Here is a 24,825-nt window from a genome sequence, read left to right as displayed (position 1 = left end):
GGCAGAACGTAATTTATTTAATGTTATTGATGAACAAGACATTTTGTTACATCACCCTTATCAAAGTTTTGAAGTAGTCATTGATTTTCTCAGGCAGGCAGCAGCAGACCCTCATGTATTAGCAATAAACCAAACTCTTTATCGCACTCACTCAGCATCAGCCATGGTTGACGCTTTAGTGGATGCGGCACATTCGGGAAAAGAAGTAACAGCGGTTATTGAACTTCGCGCTCGTTTTGATGAAGAGTCAAACTTAAAATTGGCAAACCGCTTACATGCAGCAGGAGTACTGGTGCTCTATGGAGTGGTTGGTTATAAAACTCATGCCAAGATGACTCTGATAGTACGCCGCACGCATGGCAAATTAAAGCGCTATGTACACTTAAGTACGGGTAACTATCATGAAAAAACTGCTCAGCGTTATACGGACTTAGGGCTTTTAACCTGCGAACCAACGGTTACGGCTGATACGCAAATTATTTTCCAACAGTTAACTGGATTAGGTAAAGTCGTTAAACTGAAGGCATTAAGCCATTCTCCATTTACCCTACAAAAAACATTGCTACAATATGTTGAACAATGCGCTGCAGCGGCGCAATCAGGGGTGGAAGCGGAAATTTTACTCAAGGTAAATGGCCTAACCGATAAGACGATGATTCAAGCCTTGTATAAAGCATCTCAAGCGGGTGTGAAAATTAACTTGCTCGTTCGTGGTGTTTGTTGTTTAAAACCAGGATTAGCAGGTGTTTCCGAAAATATACGTGTTCTTTCCTATATTGGACGTTTTTTAGAACATCATCGCATTTTTTACTTTCGCATTGATAATGAAGAACATTATTTTTGTGCCAGTGCAGATATGATGGAGCGCAACCTGTATCATCGAATTGAAATTATGTTCCCCATTCTTAATGAACAATGTAAGAAACGCATCAAGCAAGAAATTATTAAGAACTACCTCAAAGATAATAGTAATACGTGGGAAATGCAAAGTGATGGCAGTTATAAAGCGATAACTCAAGGAAGCTCGTCAGCTCAGGAGAAGTTAATTACTCTTTATAAAGATGAGACTAATGATATTTAAAAATGATCGCGCCCTCGGCAGACCCGCTTAATGTAGGCAGGGCTTTTCAGTCTAGCCTACGCCGTGCGCTATGATTTTTAGTGTTTTTAGCGTGGACAGGTTAAGTGGATTTCTTTACCTAAGTGTAATTCGGTGCGTGTTGCCAAAGGAATGGGGAAGTTCGTTGCCCCATGTCCGATGCCATCCATCTGTACTACTGGAATAGCACTTTCATCTGCAAAACGCTGTAAGACCGGTTGAATTAGCGAGGTACCGTTGGGTTCTTCACCGCCGAGAAAATCAGCGAAAAGCACTGCAGCCGCGTCTTTAAAAATATTCGACTGGCGCAGATGTTCCAACATCCGATCCACACGATAACCACGTTCATTAATTTCTTCTAATAAAATAATTTTTCCACAACCATCTAATTGCCAATTAGTCCCTATACTCGCTTGAATCAGGGTTAAATTACCTCCTGTGACGGTAGATTCAATGATGCGATTCTCTTGGGCCTGGTTATTTAGCGGTCTTAATCCATAAAAATCAACCGCTTCACGCTCTGCAAACAACAATGATTTCAACGCGGCAAGCGATTGTGCGGAAAATTTATCTGGTGTTGCGCCACCATGAATCGTTGCCCAGCCCCAATGTTGTTGCAAATACAAATGCAACGAGGTTATGTCACTCATCCCCACAAAGATCTTTGGTTTTTCAGGTGGTTGCAGGCTTGCTAATCTAGGGATTAAGCGCATCGCACCATAACCACCACGTACGCAAATCAACGCTTTAGCTTCCGAATCGAGCAAAGCCTTTTTTAAATGTTGAAAACGAAGCTCATCACTATTGGCGCAGAATAAATCCTCGGCAAAAATATCTTCTTTAACCACGCAATTTAACTGCCAAGAGTTAACTAGTTCTTTTAGTTCCTGTAATTGCTGATCAGTGCAGCGAGAGGCTGGAGCAATCAACTCAACTAAATCACCCGCCTTAAGTACTGGTAATGTATTCATTTTTTATCTTTGCAAGAGAGTCATCGTACTATATTAAAAGCGTTTTGCTTAACTTTCCAGGTTCCTCACAAACTAAGCGCGGCAATAAATACCCTGGCACTAATTGTTGCAATTGCTGGTAGATTGCCTGAGCTTTAATAAAAGGCATATCAAAATGAGCAGCCCCCTTTACTTTATCTAAGGTATGTAAATAATAAGGAATCACCGCATAATTAAATAAAGACTGGCTTAATGAGGCTAAAACCTGCGCATCATCATTGATTCCGGCCAATAACACCGATTGATTCAATAAATGGCATCCTGCTTGCCGTAAGTCATGGAGTGCCTGTCCTACCGCGTCATCCTGTAATTCCTGCGGGTGATTACAATGTAACACGATCACTTTCTTCAGTCGGGTCGTTGTTAATAAACATAAAAAATCCGCATCAATGCGCTCTGGAAATACCACCGGAATACGGGTATGAAAGCGTATGGTGTGCACATGCGAAATTTGTTCTAATTGTTGCAAAAGAGCGGTAATAACGATGTCAGCAGCTAAAAGTGGATCGCCCCCACTTAAAATTACTTCCGTAATACTTGAATCCTTCGCAATGTACTCACAAATTTCTTTAAAACCCTGACGCCCAGGATTATTCTCCTGATAAGGAAAATGTCGTCGAAAACAAAAGCGACAATTAACAGCACAAACACCGGTTAAGGTAAGCAGAACCCGCCCATGGTATTTATGAATTAAGCCTCTTAAAGGATTACTCTCTCGCTCTTGCAACGGATCAACCCCATACTCCGTAGGGGAGTTCATTTCTTGGGTTGTTGCTAAAACTTGCAACAGTAATGGATCTTGAGGATTTCCCTTTTGCATTCGCCGTGCAAATCCCAAAGGAACACGGCTGGCAAATTGCTCTTCGGCACATAAGCTTCCAGTAGATAAGGGTAATTCCAGGTAAGCTAATAAATCAGCTACAGAAGAAAAACCTTGGGCTAATTTTTTTTGCCAACTTAAAGAGGTATCTCGCATTAATTACACAGACTTGATAAACTGTGCGAACTTTAACTAAAACCAGAAAAAATCTCAACACTGTGGAGTCCTAATGGCAATTTATAGCACCAATGAATTTAAAAATGGCCTAAAAGTAATGGTCGATGATGCTCCATGCACCATCCTTGATTGTGAATTCGTAAAACCCGGAAAAGGCCAAGCCTTTACGCGCATTAAAATTCGTAATCTGAAAACAGGTCGAGTCGTAGAACGTACCTTCAAATCAAACGAGACCTTGCCTTCTGCTGATGTTGTTGATATGGAAATGCAATACCTCTACGCTGATGGCGAGCACTGGCATTTTATGGTTCCAGATAATTTTGAACAATATGCGCTAACCAAAGAAATTCTTGATGACACCGCACTATGGTTAAAAGAGCAAGATATTTGCATCGTTACCCTATGGAACAATGAACCTATTCAAGTGCTGCCACCTACATTCGTTATTCTTGCAATTACCGAAACCGATCCTGGACTAAAGGGCGATACTTCTGGTGGTGGTGGAAAGCCTGCCATACTGGAAACAGGCGCAGTAGTGCGTGTACCTTTATTCGTACAAACAGGCGAATTAATTAAGGTAGATACGCGTAAGGGCGAATACGTTTCGCGCGCTAAAGAGTAAGGATCTCGCGAACTACACCGCTCCATCGGTGTTGCAAGATCTCCGGCTCCCGCGGCCAAGTGTATGGCACAAGCCGCGGGAACTCGAATACTTTTAAGTTAACGTCACTACCTGGCGCTTACTCAGAATGATGTACTTAGCTAAAGTAAAAATACCAAAAGCCTATAAACTCTAATAAACATTATAAGAGTCATACATACCCCAGTACCCCACATCACCTAAATCATCATAACCGTAATAATAAGCATCATTCCAATATGGTCCACCATAATTACCCACTGTATAAACAGTGCGAGTGGGATATGCACGAGTATAGTAAACCGTTTCTGTAGTAACACAACTTGTTACTAAGAGCATTGGCACTACAATAACTAAAGCAATGATTAATTTTTTCATGGTTCCATCCTATATTTATGATTCTAAAACTAATTAATACTAGTAACGATGGTGGTGATGATGATGGTGCCATCGATCCCAATGTCTGTAGTGCCTATGATCCCAATGTCTATAATGCCCATGACGATACCCATGGTTATGATGCCAATAAGCGTAATTAGTACCAACTTTAGCTACGTTATTGTAATTAACGGCAGTCATATTGTCTGAGCGCAATTCTGGGTTATAAATAAAGGAATTAGACGCAGCAAATCCCGGAGCTATAAACAGGAGCAAAGAACTAATAACAAAAGAGAAAATGAGTTTTTTCATGGTAACCTCCAAGTAAATTAGCACTCCCTTTATGTGTATTATTATTATACAACCAGATTCCATGTTTAGCAAAGAAGGTTACGTTATTCAGGAAACCGGATACAGATAGGAAGGGAAAAACGTAATTCCAAAAACTGTTCATGAAATAATATAGGTAACGACTTACCAAATCTTGAGCCGCTACTGAATGTACATTGGAGGTTTATGCTGAGCTTAAGGCGTCCTACTATGGCTCACGTAGGCTGGCACACCACCCATCAAACTAACCTCCCTATCTGAAAATATTTAATGGTTCAGTTAGGTTCAGTCATCACCCATATGTTTAATAATAGACCAACACCCGAGGCATTGTAAACTTTTTGTGCAGCTCGTGATCCACGACTTGTTCTTTATAACTACGCTATGATGGTACAGATACCCGTATACGCTGCGCTAATACGGGCTCCGTTTGAGGTTTATTCTGGATCTCTGAATAGGTGATTGGCAGATGCTTGTACGGTTGGCATGATAATCATTTGTTCTATATCAACATGTTGCGGCCGTGTAATACAATAGAGGATTGCATCAGCAATATCTTCGGCAACCAATGGATGGAAGCTACTATAAAAGTCTTTGGCTCTTTGTTTATCATTCCAGCGTACTTCACTAAATTCAGTTTCCACAGCTCCTGGAGCGATTTCCGTAACCCGAATAGGACTTCCCAATAAATCCAAACGCATCGATTTTGAAATAGCGTGTACGGCATGTTTTGTTGCGGCATAAACATTACCATTAGGATAACATTCATGACCTGCAATAGAGCCTATATTAACGATATGCCCTCTGCCACGAACCATCATCACAGGAACAATGACACGACTGACATAAAGCAATCCTTTAATATTCGTATCAATCATCGTATCCCAATGCGCTTCAATTCCTTGCTGTAAGGGTAAGGTATCGAGTGCTAAGCCGGCATTATTAATTAAAACATCAATTCCTTTCCATTGACTGGGTAAAGAGGATAATTGTTTAGTCACTTGTTCATGATCACTAACATCTAAAGTTAAGACATAATGTTCTTTACCTGATTCCTGAGTTAATTGCCGCGCTAATTCGTCTAAACGCTCTGTGCGACGAGCAGCCAAAATCAATTGAGCCCCTTGTCCTGCACAATAATGAGCACAGGCTTGACCAATGCCGCTCGATGCACCGGTGATTAAAATAATTTTATTATCTAATAAATTCATTGTTTATGATCCTTAAACTGCATATTTGAACGTTCTATGAGCATTTATTAGCGGTTCTTAGTGAATAGAACTTAATGTAGTCATCAAATGCATGACCTCCTCATCGGATGTCTGGCTAAAATCATCATACCATAACCCAACGGCATAAAAATTAGCGGGCTGTAATGGACAAATTATTTTATTAACCAAGTTTGCCATCCCCGCACAAGTAGACCTTGCCGCAACGGGAACAGCCACAATAAGCTCCGCTGGATTTTTTTGTTTTAATGCCGCAATTGCCGCGCGCATGGTATAACCCGTAGCAATCCCATCATCAACCAGAATCACGGTTTTTCCAGTAAGTTGCAGAGGCGATTTATTCGCCCGATAAACCTGTTCGCGACGCTCTAATTCTCGCTCTTCTTTCTGCAATACTTCCTCAATTGCGGTGCTATTGATATGCAGTCCTTGAACTACGTCCTCATTAAAAACTACAACACCTCCAGATGCAATGGCACCCATGGCATACTCCTCATGCCCGGGAACACCTAATTTACGCACAATAAAAATATCCATCGGCAAGCAAAGTTTGGTTGCAATTTCATAGGCAACGGGCACCCCCCCTCGAGGTAATGCCAAAATGAGGCTGTTCTCTTTTACTGCGTAGTCATGCAACAAGTCAGCGAGAACCTGTCCGGCTTGCTGCCTATTCACATAGTTCACTCAAGATCCCCTGGAAATTATTCCTTAATTCAAAGTTTAGTATATGCCTCCCACGGAACAATCAATCGAAGCAACTCGAATATCATTCCGAACACATAGAAGGCGGTTCTTGGTGTGCCATACATAGGACCAACGCCCGCATCCACCTGGTTAGGTTATTTTGAATTCTGGCTCCATTAATCAAAAGCCAATTTAGGTCCTAAAGGAACTATTTGCGTTGGGTTAATGGTTTTATGGCTGTAGTAATAGTGTTGCTTAATTTGTAAAAAATTAACCGTTTCACTTACGCCAGGATAATGATACAAACGCTCCAGGTAAGATTGAATGGCTTTGTAATCACTAAATTGATGCGATTAGCATTAACAATGGTACAGTTGCCAGCCGTCCATGCCCCAAAAAGCTACAGGGTAATTGCCCAACCGGCATTCCTGGTTCGTGTATGATGGTCTTCACCCCATCGGTTTTTTCGGGAACATTAACCATTACCAATAACTCAGGCAGGACTTCCTTAAATGTCACAACAAATCAGGCATTTATCAGCTCTTATGACATATTCCAATCTCCAGATACTGGCCTTGCCAGTATCGCCCCTCACTCATCAGGTACCTTAACTTTTTATGCAAGTGGCTTACCGATAGATCCGCCAATCGAAATTAAGGGCAGCAATACGTCATCAGCATGCTTTAGTATTCAAGTTATCTCCTGATTTTTATATCGCCAATGCTCCAGCTCTCAATGAACTGGAGGCTGGCTCTTTAGATTAAACTCCGAATTAATTCTTCCTGAAGCCCTGAAACTACCGATTGTATAGAAGCTAACTTTTTGAAAAATAGCAGCTAAAATATTATGGGGCTTATCCAAAAACACTAGATATCCTGCTGACTAAGGCAGACCAGGGGTTGATTTATCAAAATTTTTAGGGGATCCTTATCACCCAACTTACGTCAATATTGGATGATGTTGATAGTGCATTTAAACAAGCAGTTGATGCTGGTGCTCAAGTAACCATGCCTATAGTCGACATGTTTTGGGGCGATCACGTAGGTCAAGTAAAAGCCCCCTTTGGATACAGTTGGATGATAGCGCCCCATACGGCCGATCTAAGCAATGAGCAAATTAAACAACGTGCCGAAGAGTTTTTCGCTGCCTGGCAAAATAAGAAATAGAGTACCGATGAACTACACTGATTATGGTTATAGAATAAATCAAATTACCGCAGGCTCAGGACCTAACTGGCTCTTTTTGCCAGGGGGGCCTGGCTTGGGGTCAGAATATTTGACCGAGTTTTGTAAAAAATTACAGCTACCTGGAACTATTTTTGTACTGGACTTCCCTCAAGATGGAACCAATACAGCTCATGGTGAATTGGACCTGGAACACTGGAAAATAGGACTTAAAGACCTACTTCAGTCCTTTACTAATCCCATACTGGTTACTCATAGTTTTTCAGGAATGCTTGTCATGATGATGCCTGAACTGGAAGAACAGTTGTCAGGTTTAGTGCTAATGAATACCACAACGCAAAATACCTTTTTCCCCCAAATTAGCGCCATGCAAGAAAAGCATAACCTACCTGATCTGGTGCCTGCCGCCGGCCAGTATCATTTAGAGCCATCAGATGAAACTTATAAAGAGTTTTGGCAGACCTATAAACATTATTGCTTTACAGCAGATGAGCTCTCTGAGGGTGAAAAAATGATCCCTCTTTTTGCATTCAATAATGCCGCCTATTACTATGCAGTGGAACATTTTTATACTGATTATGTATGCAAGTGGAGTCCTAAAAGCATTCCAGCAATGACCATTGCCAGTGAGGAAGATTATATTTGTCCACCACAAATTTTTCTCAATGATGAGCGGTTTCAAAGCCCCAACATTATGAACAAGCTTATCCCCAATGCAGGCCACTGCCCCTGGGTTATTTGTTTTAAGCAGGTTCAGCAATCTTTTGATGATTTTGTTACAACGCTCACACCTTTAAGTGCTTAAAAAGCGTATCTGCTTGTTTGTACTACTTACAAGAAACCCGAATTACCGTGGTCAAGCCGCGGTAATTCGGGAAAATTATTGGGAAAGAATAAATCAAGTAAGCGCCATTAGTCGCAAAGCAAGCCTAGTTATTACCTAATACATAGGGACGATAAACAGGTTCCCAAATGCTTGCGGCAAGCTCTTGTTCAAATTCTGCTTCATTGACACGTGCCAGCCCTTCAGCAATGGCTTGCTTGCCCACTGCTTTTGCAACCTCATAGCTAATAGAGCGCAATGCCGATAATGGGGGCAAGAGATTTGCCGTCTTATCATTCCGTGCAGGAGAACATTCTGCAAGCGCCTGTGCTGCTGCCTTAATCATGCCATCAGAAACATGTTTTGCCTGTGACGACATTATTCCCAAAGCCAAACCAGGAAAAACATAGGAATTATTCGTCTGGTCAATATGATACTCTTTTCCCTTGAACGTAACGGGTGCAAAAGGGCTGCCAGTGCCAATTAACGCTCGACCATCAGTCCAGTGCAGCAAATCCTCGGGAGTTGCTTCGCAGTGCGAAGTAGGATTAGAGAGAGGGAAAATAACTGGACGTTCGGTATTTTGCGCCATGGTTCTGACAATTTCTTCCGTAAATGCGCCAAATTGCGTAGAAACCCCGATCAAAGCAGTTGGCTTTACATTGCGAACTACATCGAGCAAGCCAATTTCATCACGATTAGAGAGCTGCCACCCATCAATTTCCGCGCGTTTACGCACAAAGAATTCTTGAGAAGGGCTTTGACCTTTACCCCCTTCAACCAACAGGCCGTAACGATCCACCGCGTAGATACGTTCACTAGCCTCTTGCTCCGTTAAGCCCGCCTCAACCATTGCCGAACGAATCAACTGTGCGATTCCCTGCCCGGTTCCACCAAAACCGAAAAAGACTACACGTTGCTCACGTAGAGGAATGCCTGTGACATTAATTGCTGACAATAAAGTTCCGGTTGCCATAGCGGCAGTACCTTGAATGTCATCATTGAAAGTACACAGCTGATTGCGATAATGAGCTAAAATTTTCGCCGCATTTGCACCAGCAAAATCCTCCCATTGCAACAAAATATGCGGCCAACGCCGTTTTACGGCAGAAACAAAGCTATCAATAAATTCGTCATACTCAGCCCCTCGAACTCGCTTACTTCGCCAGCCAATATACAAGGGATCATTAAGTCGTTCCTCATTATCGGTTCCTACATCAAGTAAAATAGGCAAACAATACTTGGGATGAATACCGGCTAAAGCCGTGTACAAGGCCATCTTGCCAATCGGAATACCCATCCCACCAGCTCCCTGATCGCCAAGTCCTAGAATACGCTCCCCATCGCTAACAACGATGCATTTAATGGAATCATAACGTGGATGCGCAAAAATTTGATCAATCTTATCTCTATTGGGATAACTAATGAAAAGCCCCCGGGGTTTGCGAAATACTTCGCTAAACTTTTGGCAGCCCTCACCAACCGTCGGCGTGTATACAATAGGAAGCATTTCCTCAATATGATGAGCGATTAAAGAATAAAATAAGGTTTCATTGGTATCTTGAAGATCTCGTAAAAAACTGTATTTTTCCAATTGGGTTGGCAATTCGGAAAGCACTGCATAACGGCGACGCTCCTGATCTCCCAAAGAGCCAACATGAGGAGGAAGTAAGCCATGTAAAGAAAACATTTCGCGCTCTTCCTGAGTAAACGCAGTGCCTTTATTTAACAGAGAGTTATTCAATAAATCATAGGCGCTTAATTTGGTTTCAATGCAGCCACCCTTTGGAGATTGTCGTTTTTGATCTGAAGTGCTCATGTATGAAGTCCTTTTATAGGTAATCTTTTAACGATAAATACGTACTCATTCCCCAATAAGCATAGATCAAATTTTAGCCTCTATTCCAGGTTTGAATTGGCGAAAACAAATTGAGCCAAAATTAAACAACCACAAACCCCTTCTATACTTAAAGTTAAGTGAATCACTAAATTAAGGTGATTACCTTTAGGGGCGGATGGATATGACGTATTTCATTCAGACGATGAATCGGAACCTGATAAACCGAATCCAAGTGGTGATTCGCAACCCTAGGGTTGCCAAACGGCATCCAAAGATCGTACTAAATTCACAGCAACCTGCGGACAAGCCGCAGGAGATAGAAATGAAGGGGATAGGTAACTCCTCGCTCAAGCTAAGACTTCATAAAATGATCGTAAATAGCTCGGCTTGCCAACGCAATTGCACGGCTTCTGGGATAATCGCTCGCAGACCGCGATTTCACATAAACCGCGATGGCAATATGCCCTTTATTATGAGGTAAGGTAATAATCCCAACATCGCTGACAAAACGATACAGCTTCTTAGAGCCTGAATAATTTAAGTATTTGGGCTCATAGATAGACCAAGTGCCCGTTTTATGCGCCACTTTGACCCCTGGAGGCAACAAACCTCTTATGCGACTTCTACCGGTTCGACACTGTTCCATGATCTTCATCAGCAACTGAGTGCTAGAGGCTGATAGTGCTTGGTTTTTATAGACTTTCACCAAGAGCTTAGCCATATCATTTGGAGTCGTTGTATCACGGGTATCTTTTTGAAAACGCTGCCAAGCCTTCTGTTTGTCTTTAAGGGAAACGCGCCCAAAAGCACGTTCCCAAGTCACTACAGGTGGGCGTTTTTTTAATAAAGCATGGTCCACATGATTGGTATCTACGAACATTTCCATGATGGAACGATTAACATAGATGTCTTTAAAACCCAGAGCAGCCATACGTTTTTTTACTGCCTCAGGCCCCTTAGCAGCATTTAACAATGAATCACTAGCACTATTATCGCTATTGATCAGCGTGTACTTTAATATTTGTTGCAAGGAGATATTAATTTGTTTCTTTTCAAACAGATGATGTAAATAGCCTGAGCCTGGAACCGAGTTTTTGGAGTTCAGTTTAATCATACGACTTAATGATTCCTTTTTTTCATCCACAAGATGTAAAAAAGCTACAGCGATGGGTAATTTAATCGTGCTTGCCATAAAAAAACGCTGATTACTATTATGCGCAATCATCTGATTTTTCTCGATGTGGATGGCAGTGATCCCGATTACTAAATTAGATTGTTTCTCAATGTCCTTAATCTTTTTAGTCAGCGCTGCCTCTGCATTTATCGCCCAGCAGTTCACCGAAAACAACAGCGCACAAAATCCATATAAGCTATTCTTTAGCTTTAAAATCTCAAATAATTTGATTTTCATACAGTGTTAATCCATTCGTCATTATTTAATTATTTCTACTCTCTATTCATGCATATTTAAACATTCTTAACAAGAGTCTATTTACATTTCTATGCTTTTAACAGACACAATATTACTTGTCTTTGTATTGCAAATTGCGGAGAATAACGCGCCTTTTTGACTAATGTTTTATACATACATTAAGAACTATTTAGGTTCTAAGTTACTTGATTACAGAGTATTTTGGCAATTGATTTTATTAGCCCTGCTATTCTTGCCAATAGTTTTAAGATGTACTTTTTAATTAAATAGGATTTTGTTATGAAAGAACAAGTAATTCTTACGCAGCTAAGTGAAATTCTGGAGAAATTAGATAAAATCACCAAGTAAAAAAAACGCTCGAATCTCGTTTTTGGGACAATTCTGAAGTATGCCAAGATGTTAACAGCGCTCCCCTTTCAAATGAGAATATTCAAAAAACGTTCGATGGTTTAACACGTAATACTGACTGCATTAAAACCATGAATAAAGCGATGTTACCCACAAAGCAAGAGGCTAAACGCTTAGAAGAAGAAAAGCAACTGTACGCTCAAGTCAAGGCGTTGCATAAGCAATTAAAAGAACTGAGTGACGAGAACAACAAAGCCTCCTCCTCAAATGCAAGCGAGTCAGGTTTCTTTGCTGCAACACAGCTTACAGCACCTACAGATAATCCTGTAACCGAGCAAAGCACCTTCACCGACCTCTATACCGGATTATCTCCTCAACCATAATCCGGAAATAATCCCAGCCACTTTATGCTTATAATGCAAATACTTTATTGAGCGACAGCGCTACCTCTTGGCTAACAAGACTTTGTCGGCTATGAAAACTAAAAGTGCCCGAATTAAATCCCTGGTTCATTTCTGGCGCGAAGGCAACAGTCTTGTTTAGTGCATAATTACCTGTAAACGCACAGATATAATTTAACTTAAAGAACCAGGTAGAATTAACATAGTAAGCCATACCCGCCTGTACGGCCCCACCCCATATCCATTTGTTTTTAGTGATGCCATTCAGGCTACCAAGATAATAGGCAGACTCCGTATCGTTAATTTCGGTGATTTTTTGTTGAGTATTAAATAATGAAGGACCGATACCAACATAAATAAAACTGTTTTTATAGGAGCGCCCAATAAAAGCTGGCAACATTAAGGTATCATTCACTTTAGCTTCGATGGCAGCAAGGCTCATGGTGTCCGTCGTACTCACCGCTGGATCCGTTAAATCAATCGCACGTACAAAGGCTGGCGATCTAATTTTTAGATTAGTGTATTGGTAGAAAAACTCAAGCCCCCACAACCATTCACTACCTGGAAAATGTTTAAAATAACCGGCTTGCGCCTCAAGGGAAAAATCATCTGCACTATTATGGAAAGACTCCCTACCCCCGGCAAATACTCCCAGTGGCGGAAAGCCACCGGTTACATTAAGCGTTCCGGATAGATTTGAATTCAGGCGAACAAAGTTATAGCTACCACCGAGTCCTATGAAAATCCCGGTTTGATTAGCAGATGCCGAAGAAACCTCGCCTAAAGTACCTGCAAATGCTAATGAATTCATTAACCCCCAAACAAATAAACATAACTTGAGCTGCTTCACATTAATCTCCAGAGAAACCGCCGCAACATACGATGGTTTCATTTATATGCTTTTAGAAATAACAGTTATTGCCATTATTATTCGGGCAGTTACATTTGCCAGAAAAGGTAATTTGTTGTGCAGCATTAATCGATTGCACCGTACTGGTACAGGAAGGATTTCCTCTAATAGTAATTTTTGCACCAGGAAATACTAGATACTCTGACCATGGAGCATCTGCCAATGGGCCTTGATTGCCGGTACTGGACATAACTATATTGGCATTTTTACCGGTAACCGGGTTGGTTTGCGTGATAATGAGCGTATACGGATTGCCAAAACCAACAATCGTGAGCAAGGCCCCTCCAGAAAATCCTTTGCAGCCATTGTCTGCAACCATCACATTATTCGGGACTAAGCCCGCAGCCTTTTGATTACAGTTGGTATCAAAAAGACCATAATTCCCTTCTGCCGAACTTACTCCTTTAACTGGTTCATCATAAGCTTCAAATGCCAAAACACCGATAGGATATCCTGAGCTGGCAACAAAATTGGTGCTCGCTTGTTGGTAAAGAGCTTGATAATACGTCACCGCATTGGCAACAGAGGGTACACAAGGACCAGGGCTATTACATGCATAAATTGACGTACTGCCCTGCGTTGCCCAACCGGTTTCAGCAGATAAAAGTGTGCGCCCCAAAGGCGTGTAAAAAGGTTGCGTAGGCGCTGTTGGATTTGCCGGAGGGTTGGTTGAACCAACAACACGCAAATAATCCCAAGCTAATGAATTATTTAGCTGCGTTGTCGTTAAGGGTTGAGTCCACACCGCAGATGCGGGTGTTACCCCCCATTGAAAAGGATAAGGATCAAAAGCCAAGGGGGCAGTAGCGGAATAACTGTTAACCAAGGTGACCATGTCTTGCGAAATCGCAGAACTGGGGGTTGTCAAATTACCACTTACCAAAGCAGAGCCAACAGGGGTAGTGAGTCCTGCCGCAGTTAAGGTACTTTGCAGTGCGCTAACTGCAGAAGTCAGGTAGCTCACATTCGAAGTAGTAGGATTATTGCACGGTGCAGTTGTATTCCCTGCGTCACAATAGTTTTCATGTCCTGCAAATACCAGAACCACGGTATTTTGGAACACTTGTGTGCCCACGGTATTAATTACCGTATTAAGTACGGTCTGAGCACAAGGAATATAGTTTTGCGCTACAGGGGCGGTGGGACAGCCGCCGGCGTATGCCGAATCCGTAGCTTGTTGCGGAATCACTGCTTCGTAGATGACCTTCATATCTAAGGCATTGGCCTGGTTGATGATATCTACCCAAGAATAATCCGTTGTTTGATAAGAACGAACGGTGGTAAATCCTGCCGCTTTTAATTGAGAAAGTTCTGCATAGACGTTGGTAATGGCTTTACCCGCTGTATTCGTACCAACATAAAATACATCATGGTAATTAAGCAGGTTCCCATTGGGATAATGATTCGGCTGATAATCCACCCCCACTAAGCCTGAAAATGAGGAAGCAGAAGCATAGGTTACAGCAGAAATAAGCGATACGCAGAGTAATACCTTTTTACACAAATGCAGCATGTTGTTCGTCCTTGTCGTAGCCTGGTTACTATAACCAGGATTCTTCTTTTATCGAAAACCTGGTTGCACGCAACCAAGCTACATAACAGCTAGCCTGTAATTTGAGCTGGCATTTTACAGTAATCTGTAACCGATTGATAATATTATTCGTTAACATGCCAGGAGACAAAAATACTACAGACATGTTAAAATAGAATGCGAATCCTAGCCCTGGGACGATGTAAACTGGATACCCCTTCTAATTTCATAAACGTGATTAGTTACATTATGGGCGGAGTAACTCTCCTTGGCGGCACCTGGTTGATATTCCGCTTATTGTTTTAATTTGAAGGTACCTATTTTATTAATTCGTTATAATGTTCTTCATCAAAGCCTAATGCGATTATTTTGCCATTTGTTTCCAAAACAGGTCTTTTGATAAGAGAAACGTTCGCGATAATAAACGCTATTTTTTCCTCTAAATTTAACGCTTCATATTCATCTTTATATTTCCGGTAGGTGGTCCCTCGTTTATTGACCGGAAGCTCGCCGGAAAAAGTACTCCATTGTTTTATTTGCTCTGGTGTGGGTGGTGTTTTTTTGAAATCAATAAACTCATACGCAACTTTATTTTTTTCGAGAAAACTACGGGCTTTTTTTACCGTGTCACAGTTAGGAATTGCAAACATCGAAATCATTTATTTAAATCCTGCTATTTTTACATGCACGAATCTTATAACGTTGAGCTTACTTCTTCTAGAACAATTTATGAGTAACTTTACTCATGACTAGATCAAAAAATGCTGCTAACGCCCCATATCATCACACCCCAGATATTAATTTTAGTACCTCCTTAGGGGGCCTGTTTTTTGTGCCTCTGGTAGGGTGAATGGTGGCATTTTAATCTTGGGACTATCTGTTGGAGCAGAGAAACAGGGAAAGCTTCAGTTTTTGGGCCGTTGTTTGGAGATGATGAATGGCCCCACCAATTAAACGCGATGCATACCTTTGATGACTGAACAATAGCCTATATAATCTTGGTTACCAACTCAACCCTAACCAGGCTAAAGGATATACATGTTTCAATCAGCTCTCATAATTGCACTAATGATGTTTAGCATCGTTACTCAAGCAGCTCTACCTGCCGATCCAATCCAACGTTGTTTGGATGTTAGACGATTCGCAGACTTTACCACCCGCCAGAAAATGGCAGCCAAAGAGCCAGGGGTATTACGCTTTAAGTTTCATAAAATTTCCGTATCCGAACTCCCATTAGAGAATCCTGTGGGCAATATGAATGAAATTATTGATGCCTTAAATCATCAGATTGCCAACTGTACTAAAAACCGTGGAGAATATCAGACGATGACTATTTCCGGCCATCGCTTTACCCGCCAAGAATGGTGCATTAATACCAATAAAAAGCTCCTCGCTTTTGCCAAAGCCGCTCGCGGTAATTTTCAAAAATATTTAACCAACCTCAAAACGGAGTTTGACTGGTATAAAAGTGATGGCTGGCCAGAAAACCATGCCGGATTTAAAAAGGGTGAGTTTCAATTTACCGCTTATTACGCGCCAGCCGCTGTTGAAGCGCGTAGCAAACGTGGTGGTGCATTTTTATATCCACTCTATGGTAATCCAGGCATTGTCAATTCAGCGGCGGAAAGCAGACGGCTTAAATTAAAAGGCCCTCTTTGTGGCGTAGATCCACTGACCAAAATACCACGTGGATTTTGTATGAAAAATGCTAATGACACCTACTCGGTTATCCCTGACCGCGAAGAAATTGAGCATGGCGCCTTACCCCCCAAACACATCATTGGCTATGTTAAAGATCCAAACGATCCGGCGTTTTTAATGCTTGAAGGCTCTGGTTCATTAATACTTGATGGCAAGTTATTCCATATCAATTACGATGGCTCTAATGGCAGACCGCGCACGATGCTAGGCCGTATAGTCCAATGTGCCCAAGACCCAACCTGCGGTGGCAATCTGGACAACATCGAACGTTGTGCTAAAGATCCTAAATGCCATGATGAAGCTAAATTACGTTGTAATGTGTCTAAAGAAATCAGGCAAAGTGCGGCATCAGAAAAGCAAATTCGCCAATATCTGGATAACCCACTTAACCGGACTAAAGCGGATAACTTGCGAAATCGTGACCAAAGCTATGTATTCTTTGCTAAAGAAGATGGCGGACCTTATGGTTCAGAAAATATTTCGTTAACGGCACATGCTTCCTGTGCAACCGATCATAAAGTCATTCCTATTGGCATGAATTTTATTTATAACTGCAAAAAAACCACTTCCTGGTGTGTAGCTCAAGATACCGGCGGTGCCATTATAGGGGCTCATGTTGACGTCTATAAAGGGGAAGGAGATCGAGCGGGTGTGGAAGCAAATGAGTTGAATCACACAGGCTCATTGTATGTGGCATTGCCGAAACGTAAATAAGCACTGTATATAAATTTTGGCTATTTTTGTAGCCTTGATGCAGCACCGCACCAAGGCTACAGTTTTTTCTAATGTCCTAAAAATGGTGAGTGCAGCATATCTTCGATAAACCGCTCACACTGCTCTAATTGTGCTAATGCCACAAACTCATCGGCACGATGTGCTTGTTCGATACTCCCAGGACCACAAACAATAGTTGGAATGTGAGCTTGTTGAAATAACCCTGCTTCGGTGGCATAAGCAACCTTTAATAATTCAGAGCTATTACTTACCGCTTGTGCGGCACGCACAAGCGCCTCCGTAGGCGGAGTATTTAAACCAGGGGCATTAGCAATGGTATCCAGAACAACCTTGGCCACCGATTGCTCTTCATGCATCGCTGGTTCTAACTGCTCTGCAACATAGGTCAAAATCGTTTTGTGGAGTACGTCAGGATTGTCTTGTGCCAAGTTCCTAAATTCAAAAATAAACTCGCATAAGCCAGGAATCGTATTATAAGCATTACCACCGTGAACCAAATTAGTTGTTAAGGTGGTATAAGGCACATCATAAGCCTGATCCTGTGTACCTTCGTTTTTAAAATACTGGGCGATGGAACGAAGATAGCTAATAAAGCTCGCCGCATGCTCAATTGCATTGCATCCTTGATCAGTCAATGATGAATGAGCGGCAACGCCATGAACTTGGCAACGATAAGAGCGCTTTCCTTTATGACCAATAACCGGCAACATGAGTGTTGGCTCACCTACAATACAGGCTTTAGGTTGGTAATTAAGCGCCTCCATTTTGTCAATTAAATGCGGCGCCCCCAAACAACCGATTTCCTCATCGTAAGAAAAGGCAAAATGAATAGGAAATGCAAAGTTTTGCGCTTTCAATTTAGGGATAAGAGCCATAACAACCGCAATAAAACCTTTCATATCGCAGGCGCCACGTCCATATACTTTATCGCCAATTACGGTAGCTTTGAAAGGATCCGTTGCCCAATCCTGCCCATCAACAGGAACCACATCAGTGTGACCAGACAAGACAAGCCCCCCCTCGCGACAACCATTTTTCGCAGGTAAAGTAGCCAATAAATTTGCTTTAGGCTCTATCGCATCATGAATTAAAATCGGCTCAAGATTCAGCTCATTGAAGGCATTAGCCACATAATCAATAAGCGGCATATTTGAATTTCGAGAAGTCGTATCAAATGCAATGAGTTTCGTTAACCATTCTAGTGTTGTCATAATAACTCTTTGTTTTGGCAATAACGCAAGCAACAGCAAAGCTTAGACTTATTGCGGTCATTAAATAATAAGTAAAAACCATGGGGTTTTTACTGTGCTCAATTAATGCAGTATAAGATACAAAGATAAAGAATGGCGAAAAGGCTAATAGCAACGCCAATCATCGGCCCCAGCTGAGACTCATCTTAAAGTAATAAAGCATGGTCTGTACTAACTGCCGCGGAAAAGGAAACAATCCAGAATCGAATTGATAAAATATTTTATAATGAAATACCATTTCAACTTGAGCATGATAAGCTTATCTACATTCATTTATTCTCATTATTTGCCCAATTAGAAACAATTGGTTTAAGAGGCCTAATAAGATCGCTTGATAAATTGCATGGCACTGATTTGTATCAACAAATGCGCCAGCGAATTACGGATGAGATTTTTCATGCGACGATGTTTACCCGGCTTGCATTCCAGCTATCGGCTCCTTATGCATTACCCCTAGGACATCAAAAGAGCATCAATCATTTTATTTCTTCTCTTGAGAGCGAAGATGATTTAGCAACCTCGTTAACGTTAGTAAATCTAGTCGGTGAAGGTTGGGTAGAAGAGTTATGTGTTGCCATGACAGAGAAAAACGTTGCCGTTAGCGTTTTTGAAGCGGTGCTTGCAGATGAAAGCCGGCATATGGATGAATATGAACTATACCGCCAGATTGGCTTGCCTAATAAAGAATATTTAAAGAAAAAATTAGCCATTTTTGAAGATGAATTAATTAATACCGTATTCGCTCATGAACAATACGTTACGACCCTGGGCATCCTTTTAGGCAAGGAAGGTTCATTGAAGTTAATGAACCATATTAACCAGAAACAACATTCCATGCTGAAACAAATAGGCATCACGCCCTCAGCCCATTGGCAGTTGTTTATGGAGAGCATGCCCTTATTGTTGAGAAACCTGTCTCATGATTATGAAAAAGATACGCCAGTTGAACTTACCAATGTTCGTAAATTATTGTCCGCGTTATGGAATGATCCCGAATTACCTACTGAGTCAGCCATTTTTAGCATTAATGTAAGCCCTGTTTGTTTCTTCGAAAAGAAATTTAAACCGGAAACCATCACCTGCCTGATGTTACAAGCATTAAGTAAGGCCTGCTATGATAACCCACAGGCGAGAAATTATATTTTCAATCATAAACTGTATAACTCCCATGATAGCCATGTGGCGCTTGCAGTAAAGATTCCAGGCAGTGAACAGTTAGGCGCGATTGAGTTTACAAATTGTCATGAAATGACGATGGCGGAATTAGCGCAGCATATTCAGCATGATATGGCCATCATGACCTATTGTTATAAAAAAACCCAAGCCTTACAAAAAGAACATCCCTATTTAAATGAGGTGGTAAACCGCCTGCTTACTCCTCGGCATGAACGAGCATATCGTGATTTCTTATTTGCAAGACCGGCTATTTCATTGAGTAACATTGGTCATTGGGGCTATCAGGCGGCCATTTCGCCCTTGTTTCCCAGTGAAACCTTTAAATTAACCTTAACCGAAATTGAAAAGAAACCGGTTTGGAATAAAGCAACGAAGCAATTTGAAGCACAAGATATATTACCTGTAGGCTTAAGTGTTGATCATCGGGTGTTTGATGGCAATATTCCTCTGCCTCATTACATGCAACCTATATTCCGCACCAAATTTCAAATAAAACTCCATTAAATTGAGCAAGCTCAAAACAATTTTTTAAAATTAAGAAAAAGCTCAAGTAATAATGAGAAAAAGCTCAGACTGAATGTAAAAGGGATGAGTTATGCTTGAGTGCATCATTTTTTATTTTTAACGAGCGATGCTAAATCGAGATACTGTAAGCAGTGAACAACTGGGTCATTTGGGATTAGTTGCAGCCACCATTCGCGAACTGGGACTTAAGGCAAGAAGGCTTGGGGACTAATTCAGCATCTACAACGACAATGCCCTCATGGTTTACTAGTATTTATGATGAGGGGCAAGAGCCTATTACTTGGTTTGAGCTTGGGGTTATTGTTTAAATTATAGCCTTGATGGGGCATTAAGCCCCTTTCGTAGGCTGGGCGACTTACATTAAGATAAAGCTGTTTAAGGAAGTTCTGCAAGCAACTAAGCTTTTTTTATCTTTTTCTTGCCTCATTCTTTGTTCGGGGTTGCTGCTGACGCCAAATGCTTGCGCCGCATAAAAAGACCTAAGGCCACAATGGCAATAATTAAAATCGGTACAATAAAAAGAAAGATATGTGTTTCCATCCAAGCAATACTTATAGCGAATAAACCAAGTACAACTCCTATAAAAAGGAAGGTCGATTCAATATAAATACCAGCCAAAAAAACCGCTTGGGCAATTAGGGTAATTACCCCTAAGGTTCCTAGAAATGGGCTGATAATTCCTATATCGACATAAATTGACATGATATAGACCGAACCAATTAGTCCTAACCAATGTAAAATTTCATGCCAAATAAGGGCGGGCGTTGCAATAGCATTCGTGTGCTTAAGATAAAAACTCAATCCCAATGCCAGTAACGCAATAATAACCGTTGTGATTTGCCAAAATTGCCAGGCACCTGAAGCTTTCATATTGGTCAAAACCAATCCAATAAACGTGAGCAAAAGTATGATGATTCCAACAACAAATCGAGCGGTCCACGGATGTAGTGAATTATTATTTTCCATTAGAGAACACCTCCTTATTAGCATTTATCTCTTATCTGATTTTGGTGATAAAACATGTATCCTCAACAAACATTGAAGAAGATAATATGATGCATATCATTGCCATCATGGACAATAATCGCATCTCATCTCTTTATGCTATTTTTTTGCTAAGTTCAGCAACATGGCGTCCTTGGGAACGAGCAATTTTCTTTTCAATTTCCAAGGGAGTACGGCTGCCATCTGCACCAGCAATGGTACCCGCTCCATAAGGTGAGCTTCCACGCATTTCACTCAGATCAAACAGACTCGATTCACTATAAGGAACCCCGGTAATTAACATTCCATGATGGGCAAGCGTATGCCAAAAAGAAGTAATCGTTGTTTCATTTCCCCCCCCTGTACCGGTAGACACAAAAACACTTCCTATTTTTCCAATTAATTTCCCTTGCACCCATAAACTACCCGTTTGATCAAGAAAGTTGCGCATTTGTGCCGCCATATTACCGAAACGAGTAGGTGTACCAAAAATAATGGCATCATAATCGACTAACTCTGCTGGACTTGCGATTGGGGCTTTTTGATCAAGTTTTACCCCTGCTTTTTTGGCGATATCGTCTGGCATTGTTTCAGGTACACGTTTAACCACCACCTCAACACCAGGAACTTCTTTTGCACCCTCTGCAACCGCATAGGCCATTGTCTCAACATGGCCATAGCTTGAATAATATAATACTAATACTTTACTCATATTAAATTCCTTTTACTGATATAAAATGCAATTAGCAGGATAGCCGATACTTACTTTGATGTATAGAAGCATGTGTTCTGACTGATAGATTTAAAACAGATACTCAGCAGGTTGATGCGTCTATATAATGGCTCTAATCCGACGTATATTAAAGAACACTTACTCTTTTTTTCGATGTGAGGTAAATTTTCCAGAACCGTTGAGAATAAACCTGGTTGCCCTAAAAGGTTTGTGTATACATCCCTCATTCCAAGGTTATCTTCTACTCGAAGTTGCCTCTGGAGTTGTTTTGCAGTTTCAGGTTTTTATTCTCAACTTCAGGTAAATTTTCCTGGGTGATGGGGAAAAAGCCTAGTTGCCCCAAAAGATTACTGTATGTATTCTCCATTACAGGGTTATTTTTTTCTATTTGCAGTTGTTCTCTGAGTTCTTTTGCCGTTTCAGATAAGGAAAGACGTTCATTATCTAATTCAATAAAACGTGTGATATCTTCGTTTTTTGTTTTAAGCTGACTGATGAATTTTTGTTTATCCAATTCATTCTTAAAAAACTCCAGCTCTTGAGCCATGATTATGGTATCACCATTAACACATGCGATTGCTCCATAACCCTCAGGAATATTAATACGATCTACATTCTCATCCTTAAGTTGGATTGCTAATTGCGCTGCAAGCATCGGTGCTTTTAAGTGATTTTTTTTATTCTTAGGATTTTGCATCACTGCCGAAAAGGTCAATCCCTCTCCTTTAGTTATCCCATCAAAAAACAGATCTACCCCGCGTCTAGTTTTATCCATGTTTGCACTGGTCAAGTGATGCAGAACAAATTGATTATCTATTTTTCTTTGGGCAACAACGGCATTACACGGAGCAAAATCTCTTGAAAATACATTAATGCCAACTCGTGTACCACCTATTTCAGCTTCATTTCCACGGTTACCGGCATTCCGTAAAAATTGAGTCACCTTATCCTGATAATAGAATTCTCGACTAGTCGCTTTACCCTCTGGGCTGATATCCAGTTCATTGATAACATCAAGACGCAGCTCACAATCAATAAATATAGGCTTGCTAGAAACTAAGGTATTGTCTTCGATGTAATAAATCTCACGCCGATCCTTTGCGCCGATTAACAGAATTGCATGCTGTTCATGCTGCTTAATTTTATTGATTTTAATTGACAGCTCATCGGCATTTTCAAAAACATAAAGAGCATAATCTTTATACGCCAGCTGCTGCTCCACCATCAGTCTCGGCACAAAAACACAGGCAAGAGCTTTACCATGCTCAAGCAATGACAAGCGTCTCCCATTGTCGTCCATGCATTGAACTTTGCCATTAGGGCCTGTTGAAAGCACGATTAATGAAGGAAAATTGTTTTGTTGCATCATTGGCTATACCCTCGATCATCATGGATAGAACAGATGAAAATTGAAGACTGATGATGCAGTGACTATAGCATAACAAACGACCATATTGTTGCATTTAAGCCTTAACTGCTAGCTTTATTGCTTCTTTTGTTCCCTCCTTAAAACGATACGCAATATGCCAATATTTTTTGTTATCAGGAGCACGGAGAAAGCGAAATCTCAAAAAACCCAGTGTTCCTCGGGGTTAAATGGACTTTTCAGGAATATCTAAGATTAAGTTTGGCGACAGGAATTGAATTCAATTCCTGTGGTGTTGATTTTATTGGAGAAATTATTTTTTTATTTTGGACGTACCAACAAAAGTACCAACAGATGTTTTTGGAAAAGTTAATTAGAGCCAACTATGTCTAAGCAAAATAGAGATTCTTATGAACCCATTGGCCCTAACTCTGATTAGCTAAAAAATATTGCTTATAAATTTTAGGGAACCATAAGCACATAATATAAATAGTAATCGATCCCATACCTAAAAACATAAGGTGTAAAAAACGGTTAGACCAATTCCATAAAATCCAGGTTTCAATATTATTTGAGAAATACCATAAAAACACACCTAGAATGTAATTAGAGAATATAAGTTTCAGTGTAAATTTTATCCACCCTGGTTGCATGGAATAAATATTTCGATAATTTAAAATTGTCCAAAGCATTGTTATATTAAACCAGGAAGATAAAGCACTTGCTAAGTGCTAAACCAGTATGAGCTAACGGCCATACAAATATAAAACTTAAAATCATATTGATTACTAAGGATATTATTGTAATTTTAACCGGTAAGATCACATCGCAAGGTGAAAACTCAGATAAAAGTTCATCGTCATTAATTATATCTTCGGGTCTTAATTTTAAAAATTGCTTTTTAATTCCGACTAGAATCACGTGCAACTCAATTTCATTATTCCGTGATGTAACATTCACTAAACTATACCTAGAACCACTTTTTTCCAATTTGTATTTTCTAAATACATCCTTAAATTTTTTTATATACAAACCAATGGATTTAATTGGTGAAAACATCTCTTCCATAAAATTAATATTCCTCAAATATCTTTTGGATCTTAGTAGTATCCCGAGTCTTGCTGAGAGCGAGCGATAGCAGGAGACTTGATTTATGGGGTGATAATCCCTTTGCTACAATGAATCCGTATTTATCATCATAATTTTTATCAATACTTGTATGAGTAAATCCAGCGCGTGAACATCTTACAACAAGGACACCTGATTGAGCAGCGCTCCTTAAGGCTTGCGATATATTGTTTGGTTGATAGCCTTTTCCAAATCCTGCGCTGATGATACCAGATACTCCTGAGGTAATTAAAGCATTGACTAGGAATTCATCCATCCCTAAATGAGCATAAATAACACCGATTTTTGGTAAACTATTTATGTCTGCTATAGAACCTACATTCCGCACCTAATTTAAAAGTTTTTGGCAATTAAGTTTTTTCTGCTTACACCAATATTTAGTCTTAGGCAC

General features: G+C 40.7%; 25 protein-coding genes and 1 pseudogene. 9 read left to right on the top strand and 17 right to left on the bottom strand.

The window, feature by feature from the left end:
* Positions 1-1,081 (top strand): polyphosphate kinase 1 (ppk1, locus tag ACQY7T_RS04345; protein WP_428411487.1); only part of this gene is annotated, 1,081 nt, incomplete at its 5' end.
* 86 nt (positions 1,082-1,167) lie between these two features.
* On the opposite strand, the gene ACQY7T_RS04340 is transcribed toward ppk1, so the two are convergent.
* Positions 1,168-2,070 (bottom strand): S66 peptidase family protein, encoded by a 903-nt coding sequence (locus ACQY7T_RS04340; RefSeq protein WP_428411486.1) that lies wholly within the window; start codon positions 2,068-2,070, stop codon positions 1,168-1,170.
* A 28-nt stretch (positions 2,071-2,098) separates the two neighbouring features.
* Positions 2,099-3,085, bottom strand: coding sequence for an EF-P beta-lysylation protein EpmB (gene epmB, locus ACQY7T_RS04335; RefSeq protein ID WP_428411485.1), 987 nt, complete (start codon positions 3,083-3,085; stop codon positions 2,099-2,101).
* Positions 3,086-3,158: 73 nt separating this feature from the next.
* Between epmB and efp the strand changes: the two genes are divergently transcribed.
* Entirely contained in the window at positions 3,159-3,728 is a 570-nt protein-coding gene (gene efp, locus ACQY7T_RS04330; protein ID WP_428411484.1) for an elongation factor P, read from the top strand.
* A 171-nt stretch (positions 3,729-3,899) separates the two neighbouring features.
* Here the strand turns inward: efp and ACQY7T_RS04325 are convergent, their stop codons facing one another.
* The gene (locus ACQY7T_RS04325) at positions 3,900-4,124 is read right to left on the bottom strand and encodes a hypothetical protein (protein WP_428411483.1); all 225 of its coding nucleotides are present in this window, start codon (positions 4,122-4,124) and stop codon (positions 3,900-3,902) included.
* A gap of 17 nt (positions 4,125-4,141) precedes the next feature.
* Between ACQY7T_RS04325 and ACQY7T_RS04320 the strand changes: the two genes are divergently transcribed.
* Positions 4,142-4,285: a hypothetical protein gene (locus ACQY7T_RS04320; RefSeq protein ID WP_428411482.1), complete on the top strand. Its 144-nt coding sequence runs from the start codon at positions 4,142-4,144 to the stop codon at positions 4,283-4,285.
* Positions 4,286-4,891: 606 nt separating this feature from the next.
* On the opposite strand, the gene ACQY7T_RS04315 is transcribed toward ACQY7T_RS04320, so the two are convergent.
* The 3 genes and pseudogenes from ACQY7T_RS04315 to ACQY7T_RS04305 all read right to left on the bottom strand — a co-directional run.
* The gene (locus ACQY7T_RS04315) at positions 4,892-5,665 is read right to left on the bottom strand and encodes an SDR family NAD(P)-dependent oxidoreductase (RefSeq protein WP_428411481.1); all 774 of its coding nucleotides are present in this window, start codon (positions 5,663-5,665) and stop codon (positions 4,892-4,894) included.
* A 57-nt stretch (positions 5,666-5,722) separates the two neighbouring features.
* Positions 5,723-6,367, bottom strand: a complete 645-nt coding sequence (locus tag ACQY7T_RS04310) for a phosphoribosyltransferase (RefSeq protein WP_428411480.1) — start codon at positions 6,365-6,367, stop codon at positions 5,723-5,725.
* A 176-nt stretch (positions 6,368-6,543) separates the two neighbouring features.
* Positions 6,544-6,684, bottom strand: a pseudogene (locus ACQY7T_RS04305) (glutathione S-transferase family protein); the annotation flags it as partial.
* Positions 6,685-6,806: 122 nt separating this feature from the next.
* Between ACQY7T_RS04305 and ACQY7T_RS04300 the strand changes: the two are divergent.
* From ACQY7T_RS04300 to ACQY7T_RS04290, 3 genes are all read left to right on the top strand, one after another.
* Positions 6,807-7,073, top strand: coding sequence for a hypothetical protein (locus ACQY7T_RS04300; protein WP_428411479.1), 267 nt, complete (start codon positions 6,807-6,809; stop codon positions 7,071-7,073).
* A 244-nt stretch (positions 7,074-7,317) separates the two neighbouring features.
* Positions 7,318-7,533 (top strand): VOC family protein, encoded by a 216-nt coding sequence (locus ACQY7T_RS04295; protein ID WP_428411478.1) that lies wholly within the window; start codon positions 7,318-7,320, stop codon positions 7,531-7,533.
* A 7-nt stretch (positions 7,534-7,540) separates the two neighbouring features.
* Positions 7,541-8,356, top strand: a complete 816-nt coding sequence (locus ACQY7T_RS04290) for an alpha/beta fold hydrolase (protein ID WP_428411477.1) — start codon at positions 7,541-7,543, stop codon at positions 8,354-8,356.
* 124 nt (positions 8,357-8,480) lie between these two features.
* On the opposite strand, the gene ACQY7T_RS04285 is transcribed toward ACQY7T_RS04290, so the two are convergent.
* Positions 8,481-10,193, bottom strand: a complete 1,713-nt coding sequence (locus ACQY7T_RS04285; RefSeq protein ID WP_428411476.1) for an NAD-dependent malic enzyme — start codon at positions 10,191-10,193, stop codon at positions 8,481-8,483.
* A gap of 373 nt (positions 10,194-10,566) precedes the next feature.
* Positions 10,567-11,625 carry a class A beta-lactamase gene (bla, locus tag ACQY7T_RS04280; protein ID WP_428411475.1) on the bottom strand — a complete coding sequence of 353 codons (1,059 nt, stop codon included), beginning with the start codon at positions 11,623-11,625 and terminating at the stop codon, positions 10,567-10,569.
* A gap of 500 nt (positions 11,626-12,125) precedes the next feature.
* Here bla and ACQY7T_RS04275 point away from each other — a divergent pair, with 500 nt between their 5' ends.
* Positions 12,126-12,377, top strand: a complete 252-nt coding sequence (locus tag ACQY7T_RS04275) for a hypothetical protein (protein ID WP_428411474.1) — start codon at positions 12,126-12,128, stop codon at positions 12,375-12,377.
* 28 nt (positions 12,378-12,405) lie between these two features.
* On the opposite strand, the gene ACQY7T_RS04270 is transcribed toward ACQY7T_RS04275, so the two are convergent.
* The 3 genes from ACQY7T_RS04270 to ACQY7T_RS04260 form a co-directional block, all read right to left on the bottom strand.
* Positions 12,406-13,287, bottom strand: a complete 882-nt coding sequence (locus ACQY7T_RS04270; protein WP_428411473.1) for an outer membrane protein — start codon at positions 13,285-13,287, stop codon at positions 12,406-12,408.
* A gap of 10 nt (positions 13,288-13,297) precedes the next feature.
* Positions 13,298-14,818 carry a glycosyl hydrolase family 17 protein gene (locus ACQY7T_RS04265; RefSeq protein WP_428411472.1) on the bottom strand — a complete coding sequence of 507 codons (1,521 nt, stop codon included), beginning with the start codon at positions 14,816-14,818 and terminating at the stop codon, positions 13,298-13,300.
* A 335-nt stretch (positions 14,819-15,153) separates the two neighbouring features.
* Positions 15,154-15,495, bottom strand: coding sequence for a Spx/MgsR family RNA polymerase-binding regulatory protein (locus tag ACQY7T_RS04260; protein WP_428411471.1), 342 nt, complete (start codon positions 15,493-15,495; stop codon positions 15,154-15,156).
* Between the two features lie 379 nt (positions 15,496-15,874).
* Between ACQY7T_RS04260 and ACQY7T_RS04255 the strand changes: the two genes are divergently transcribed.
* Positions 15,875-17,251: an MltA domain-containing protein gene (locus ACQY7T_RS04255; protein ID WP_428411470.1), complete on the top strand. Its 1,377-nt coding sequence runs from the start codon at positions 15,875-15,877 to the stop codon at positions 17,249-17,251.
* A 68-nt stretch (positions 17,252-17,319) separates the two neighbouring features.
* Here ACQY7T_RS04255 and argE read toward each other — a convergent pair whose 3' ends face one another.
* Positions 17,320-18,483 (bottom strand): acetylornithine deacetylase, encoded by a 1,164-nt coding sequence (gene argE, locus ACQY7T_RS04250; protein WP_428411469.1) that lies wholly within the window; start codon positions 18,481-18,483, stop codon positions 17,320-17,322.
* Between the two features lie 393 nt (positions 18,484-18,876).
* Between argE and ACQY7T_RS04245 the strand changes: the two genes are divergently transcribed.
* Positions 18,877-20,202 carry a 2-oxo acid dehydrogenase subunit E2 gene (locus ACQY7T_RS04245; RefSeq protein WP_428411468.1) on the top strand — a complete coding sequence of 442 codons (1,326 nt, stop codon included), beginning with the start codon at positions 18,877-18,879 and terminating at the stop codon, positions 20,200-20,202.
* A gap of 444 nt (positions 20,203-20,646) precedes the next feature.
* On the opposite strand, the gene ACQY7T_RS04240 is transcribed toward ACQY7T_RS04245, so the two are convergent.
* From ACQY7T_RS04240 to ACQY7T_RS04220, 5 genes are all read right to left on the bottom strand, one after another.
* Positions 20,647-21,189 carry a hypothetical protein gene (locus ACQY7T_RS04240; RefSeq protein ID WP_428411467.1) on the bottom strand — a complete coding sequence of 181 codons (543 nt, stop codon included), beginning with the start codon at positions 21,187-21,189 and terminating at the stop codon, positions 20,647-20,649.
* Between the two features lie 133 nt (positions 21,190-21,322).
* Positions 21,323-21,919 (bottom strand): NAD(P)H:quinone oxidoreductase, encoded by a 597-nt coding sequence (gene wrbA, locus ACQY7T_RS04235; RefSeq protein ID WP_428411466.1) that lies wholly within the window; start codon positions 21,917-21,919, stop codon positions 21,323-21,325.
* Between the two features lie 262 nt (positions 21,920-22,181).
* Positions 22,182-23,309 (bottom strand): hypothetical protein, encoded by a 1,128-nt coding sequence (locus ACQY7T_RS04230; protein WP_428411465.1) that lies wholly within the window; start codon positions 23,307-23,309, stop codon positions 22,182-22,184.
* 696 nt (positions 23,310-24,005) lie between these two features.
* Complete coding sequence (locus ACQY7T_RS04225) at positions 24,006-24,374, bottom strand: hypothetical protein (RefSeq protein ID WP_428411464.1); 369 nt, start codon at positions 24,372-24,374, stop codon at positions 24,006-24,008.
* A gap of 4 nt (positions 24,375-24,378) precedes the next feature.
* A complete protein-coding gene (locus ACQY7T_RS04220; protein WP_428411463.1) occupies positions 24,379-24,762 on the bottom strand; it encodes a hypothetical protein in 384 nt (127 codons plus the stop codon).
* Positions 24,763-24,825: the final 63 nt, after the last annotated feature.

The organism is Legionella sp. (assembly GCF_965140895.1).
In the GTDB taxonomy this organism is placed as follows: domain Bacteria; phylum Pseudomonadota; class Gammaproteobacteria; order Legionellales; family Legionellaceae; genus Legionella.
The sequence above is the reverse complement of the archived record's forward strand: the minus strand, read 5'-3'. Positions and strand labels throughout refer to the sequence as shown.